This window comes from Salinarimonas sp. NSM, assembly GCF_052380005.1.
Classification (GTDB): domain Bacteria; phylum Pseudomonadota; class Alphaproteobacteria; order Rhizobiales; family Beijerinckiaceae; genus Salinarimonas.
On the sequence record NZ_JBQTCJ010000107.1, the window covers coordinates 1 to 5140 of the forward strand.

The window sequence follows — 5140 nt, forward strand, 5'->3', positions numbered from 1 at the left end:
CCGATCCGGCCGAACCCTCCTGAGAAGGCCCCGCCGCGTCGGGAGCCGGGGTATAGGCGCATCCCGATTCGCCGTCAACGGCCTTTCGCGGACTTTCCCGGGGCCGGCCTGTGGATCGCTGTGCACGACGCGTCGAAATTCGGTCGGTGGCGGTCGCAAAACGGCTGCATTGGCGCGGCGAATGGCGGATGCTGGCGCAGCACCCCGCGGCGGGGCGCCGCAGGCCCGGCCTCGCTCCTCTCCGACCCTCAAAGAGCCGCCGTCCCAGCATGATCGCGAGCCCCCTTCCCGAGACCCGTACTCTTCGCCCGGCCGCCGCGATCGCGACGATCACCATGGCCGCCTTCATGCTCCAGGGCGCGAACGGGCTCCTGCAGGTCCTCCTTCCGTTGCGGATGCGCGCCGACGGCCTGACCATCATCGACATCGGCGCCGTCGCCGCCGCCTACGGGATCGGCTTCGCGCTGGGCTGCCTGCTCGCGCCGCCGCTCGTCCGAACCGTGGGCCACATTCGAACCTATGCGAGCCTGGCGGCCCTGTCGGGTGCGATCGTGCTCGCTTTCGAGATCGCGCAGGGCCCGGTCGCCTGGATCGTGCTGCGCGGCGTGTCGGGCCTCGCGCTCGCGGGGCTGTTCACGGTCATCGACAGCTGGGTCTCGGCCACCGCGAGCGCGGCGAACCGCGGGCGCGTGATCGCGCTCTACCTGCTGGCCACGAAGACGGCCCTCGTGCTCTCGCCGCTCGGCATCGGGCTCGGCGCGGTCGAGGGCGCGGGGCTCCTCATGCTGATGGCGGCGGGAATGAGCCTGTCGCTGATCCCGATCGCCGCGACGCCCACCCGCGAGCCGCGTCCGCCGGTGCGCGTGCGCCTCGCGATCCCCTCGCTCATGCGGCTCGCGCCCTCGGCCGTGGTCGGCGCCTTCGCGGTCGGCCTGATCAACGGGCCGGTGATCGCGGTCGCCTCCGTCTACGGCGTCGCGGTGGGGCTCGCCCCCGGCGAGGCGGCGCTGCTCCTGCTGGCGATCCAGGCGGGAAGCCTCGTCTTCCAATGGCCGCTCGGCTGGCTCTCGGACAAGGTCGACCGGCGCACCGTCATCGCGGGGCTGTTCGGCGGCACCGCGCTCGCGAGCGGGCTCATCGTCGCGGCGAGTACGCTGGCGATGCCGCCGCTCGTCCTCGTTCTCGCCTTCGGCCTCTTCGGGGGCGTGGCGCTTTGCATCTACGCGGTGTGCGTGGCGCACGCCTGCGACCTCGTGGCGCCCGAGGCGATCGTGCCCACCGTGTCGAGCATGCTCGTGTCGTGGGCGATCGGCGCGACGCTCGGGCCGCTCCCGGCCACCGCGCTCATGCAGGTGGCGGGTCCGCAGGCCCTGTTCCTCTACGTGGGCGCGATCTGCCTCGTGCTCGCGGCCTTCGTCGCCGTGCGTATCCGCCTTCGCCCGCGCGAGGCCGCCGGCACCGGCTTCGTCAACGTCCTGGCCACGAGCGCCGTCTCGGCCGAGCTGACCAAGGCGAAGCGTCCGGAGGTCGCGGGGGAGGGGGCCGCGCCCGTCGGCGGCGACCATGCGCGCGATGCCGCAGCCGTGTCGGCCTCCGGGGCCCCCGACGACACGGTCCTCGACGACGCGGTCCCGGACGGCGCGGTCCCGGCCCCGCGCTCGTGAGCGCGCCTCGCCCGGCCGCGCGCGCCGCGCCCGAGGAACCTTCGGCCCGATCGCGCCGGCCGCGCGTTCGACCCCGCGCGTTTGACACGGGCCGCCTCACGGGCCTTTCATCCCCGCGAACGGAGGAACACGTGATGGAATACCTGCACACCATGGTCCGCGTCGGCAATCTCGAGGCGGCGCTCGACTTCTACGTCGACAAGCTCGGGCTCGTGGAGACCCGGCGCATCGACAACGAGAAGGGCCGGTACACGCTCGTCTTCCTCGCCGCCGAACGCGACATCGGCAACGTCGAGAAGACGCGCGCCCCCCAGGTCGAGCTCACCTACAATTGGGACGAGCACGAGTACACGGGCGGCCGCAATTTCGGCCATCTCGCCTACCGGGTCGACGACATCTACGCCACCTGCCAGAAGCTGATGGACGCCGGCGTCACCATCAACCGCCCCCCGCGGGACGGCCACATGGCCTTCGTGCGCTCCCCGGACGGGATCTCGATCGAGCTGCTCCAGCGCGGCGAGTCGCTGCCGCCGCAGGAGCCGTGGGCGTCGATGCCCAATACCGGCTCCTGGTGAGGGCGGCGCCGGCTCGCCCGGGATGATGCGCCGTGCGCCCGCGGCTCCTCAGCGTCGGCATCGCCACCCTCGACCACGTCTACGCGGTCGCGGAGATGCCGACGCGCGCGGAGAAGTACCGGGCGCACGGGTTCACCACGACGACCGGCGGCACCGCGGCCAACGCCGCGATCGCCATGACGCGGCTGGGCGCCGACGCGACGCTGCTGGCGCGCCTGGGTGACGACTGGGCCGGCGCCGAGATCGTCGATCGCCTCACGCGGGAGGGCGTGGACTGCAGCCGGGTACGGCGGGTGCCGGGCTTTCCCTCGCCGATCTCGGCGATCGTGGTGGACGCGATCGGCGAGCGGCTCGTCGTCTCCCACGCGGATCCGGCGATGCCGCGCGAGACCGACTGGCTTCCCGACGCGTTGCCCGACGGCACCCGCGCCGTGCTCGGAGACACGCGCTGGCAGGAGGCGACCGCGCATCTCTTCCGGCTCGCCCGCGACGCCGGCATCCCCGCCGTGCTCGACGCCGACCGCGACCCGACACGGGCCCCCGAGGTGCTCTCGCTCGCGACCCACGTCGCCTTCTCGATGCAGGGCCTGCGCGACATCACCGGCCACGCCGACGCGCGCACGGCGCTCGAATCCTACCGACCCTCCGTACCCTGCTGGATCGCCGTGACCAACGGCGGGGAGGGGCTGTTCTACTGGGCGGGCGAGCGAGTCGAGCACATGCCGGCTTTCGCCGTGCCCGTCGTCGACACGCTCGCCGCCGGCGACGTCTGGCACGGCGCCTTCACCGTGCGCCTCGCGGAGGGGGCCGACGAGATCGAGGCGGCGCGCTTCGCCTCCGCCGCGGCCGCGATCAAGTGCATGCGCTTCGGTGGGCGCGACGGGGCGCCGGGGCGCGAGGCCGTCGAGGACTTCCTGCGGCAGCGTTCGGTGGCGTGATGCGCCGCCATAGAGGAATTTATGCCTCGAAGAGTTGCAGTTCATCAGCTCTAAAGCGTTTGTTAGATTTTCGCACGCCGAATGAAACAGTTCCGAACATGGAGCTGTAGATCGATGCTCAAGAAGCTCACCTTGTCGAAGAAGGTTCTCGCGGTCGTCGTCCTGTCCGTCGCCGTGACGGCCGGGGCGATGTGGTCGTTCGCGGCCCGGGAAATATCGCAGCAGCTCGAGCGCATGCTCTACGAGCAGGCGGGCGGCCATCTGCGTACGCTGGCGCTGGTCTTCGCCGAGCGCATGCCCGACGCGCGCGTCACCGTCTCCGGCGCCGAGGTGGGCCGGGCCGTCTCCCCAGACCTGACGACCTTCGAGGATCATGCGGTCGTCGACACCACGGCGGCGATGACGGGCGGCGTCGCCACGGTGTTCGCACTCGACCCGGCGCAGAACAACTTCGTGCGCCGCTCCACGAACCTGCGCAAGGAGAACGGCGAGCGCGCCCACGGCACCTACCTCGCGGCCGACCACCCCGCCCAGGCGGTCGTGCGCGCCGGGAACACCTACACGGGTCCCGCGACACTGTTCGGGCGCGACTACCTGACGATCTACTACCCGACGGTCGACGCCGCGGGCGGGGTCAACGGCATCCTCTTCATCGGCATGCCGAGCGAGAGCTTCACGGCGGTGAAGAACGAGGCGCTCGGCGGCATGCTCGTCGTCGCCGGCGTCATCGCCCTGATCGTGATCGCGGGCTCCGGCATCATGGCGCAGCGCATGTTCGCGCCGCTCGCGACCATCGCCGGGCGTGTCGAGCGGCTCGCGGAGGGCGACGCGGACGCGCCGATTCCGCACGCGGCGCGGGCCGACGAGATCGGCGCCGTCGCCCGCGCGCTCTCGGTGCTCGCCGAGCGCAGCCGCACTGCCGCGGGGCTCGAGGCCGAGCGCCGCATGGTGCTCGAGGCCGACCGCGCGCGCCGCGAGGTGCTCGACGCGGCGATCGCCGACTTCCGCCGCGGCGCCTCGGAGATCGCGGCGGGCCTGCGCGACCAGACGGCGGACCTGCGCACCCGCGCGAAGGACATGACGGCGGTCTCCGACCGGGCGAGCGGCGCGGTCGGCTCCGCCGCCACCGGCTCGCGCCAGGCGGCGGGCAACGTCGCCACGGTGGCGAGCGCCACCGAGGAGCTCGCGGCCTCGATCTCCGAGATCGGCGGGCAGCTCGAGCGCGCCCGCGGGCTGGTCGAGCAGGGGCTGGGCGAGGCGGAGGCGACGGACGGCAACATCGCCGGGCTCGCCGAGGCGGCCCAGCGGATCGGCGACGTGGTCGACCTCATCCGCTCCATCGCCGACCAGACGAACCTGCTCGCGCTCAACGCCACGATCGAGGCCGCCCGCGCAGGCGAGGCGGGCAAGGGCTTCGCCGTCGTCGCCGCCGAGGTGAAGGCGCTCGCGACCCAGACCGCCAAGGCGACGGAGGAGATCGCCCGCCACATCGTCGGCGTCCAGGGCTCGACCGACGGGGCCGTCGGTGCGATCCGCCAGATCACCGAGCGCATGCGCGAGATCGACGTCGCCACCGCCGCCATCGCCTCGGCGATGACGCAGCAGGGCGCGGCGACCGCGGAGATCTCGCGCAACGTCCAGGACGCCGCCCGCGGCACCGACGAGATCACCGCGGGGCTCGGCGAGGTCACCCACGCGGCCGAGCGCTCGAGCGAGACCGCGCGGGCGGTGGAGGAGGCGGCCAAGGCGGTCTCCGGTGCCTCCGCGCGGATGGAAACGGAAGTCGAGCGCTTCCTCGCGCGGGTCGCGGCCTGAGCGTATGCGCCGCGCGCCGGCTGGGCGGCGGCCCGGCTTGCTGGTAGAGACGGGCGGGGGTGGCGGGGGGCGCGCCCGCCCCCGCCCCGGGCCCCCCCCCGCCCGGCGGCCTCCGGAAAGCCCCGGACACACACGCTGCGCCCGCACC

4 protein-coding genes are annotated in these 5140 nt (G+C 73.2%); all 4 read left to right on the forward strand.

Annotated features, from left to right (window positions below; all coding sequences use genetic code 11):
• The first annotated feature begins 269 nt into the window (after positions 1–269).
• Entirely contained in the window at positions 270–1664 is a 1395-nt protein-coding gene (locus ACTZWW_RS22345; RefSeq protein ID WP_444783172.1) for an MFS transporter, read from the forward strand.
• Between the two features lie 134 nt (positions 1665–1798).
• Positions 1799–2239: a VOC family protein gene (locus ACTZWW_RS22350; RefSeq protein WP_444783173.1), complete on the forward strand. Its 441-nt coding sequence runs from the start codon at positions 1799–1801 to the stop codon at positions 2237–2239.
• Positions 2240–2271: 32 nt separating this feature from the next.
• Entirely contained in the window at positions 2272–3177 is a 906-nt protein-coding gene (locus ACTZWW_RS22355) for a PfkB family carbohydrate kinase (protein WP_444783174.1), read from the forward strand.
• Positions 3178–3291: 114 nt separating this feature from the next.
• Positions 3292–4992, forward strand: coding sequence for a methyl-accepting chemotaxis protein (locus ACTZWW_RS22360; RefSeq protein ID WP_444783175.1), 1701 nt, complete (start codon positions 3292–3294; stop codon positions 4990–4992).
• Positions 4993–5140: the final 148 nt, after the last annotated feature.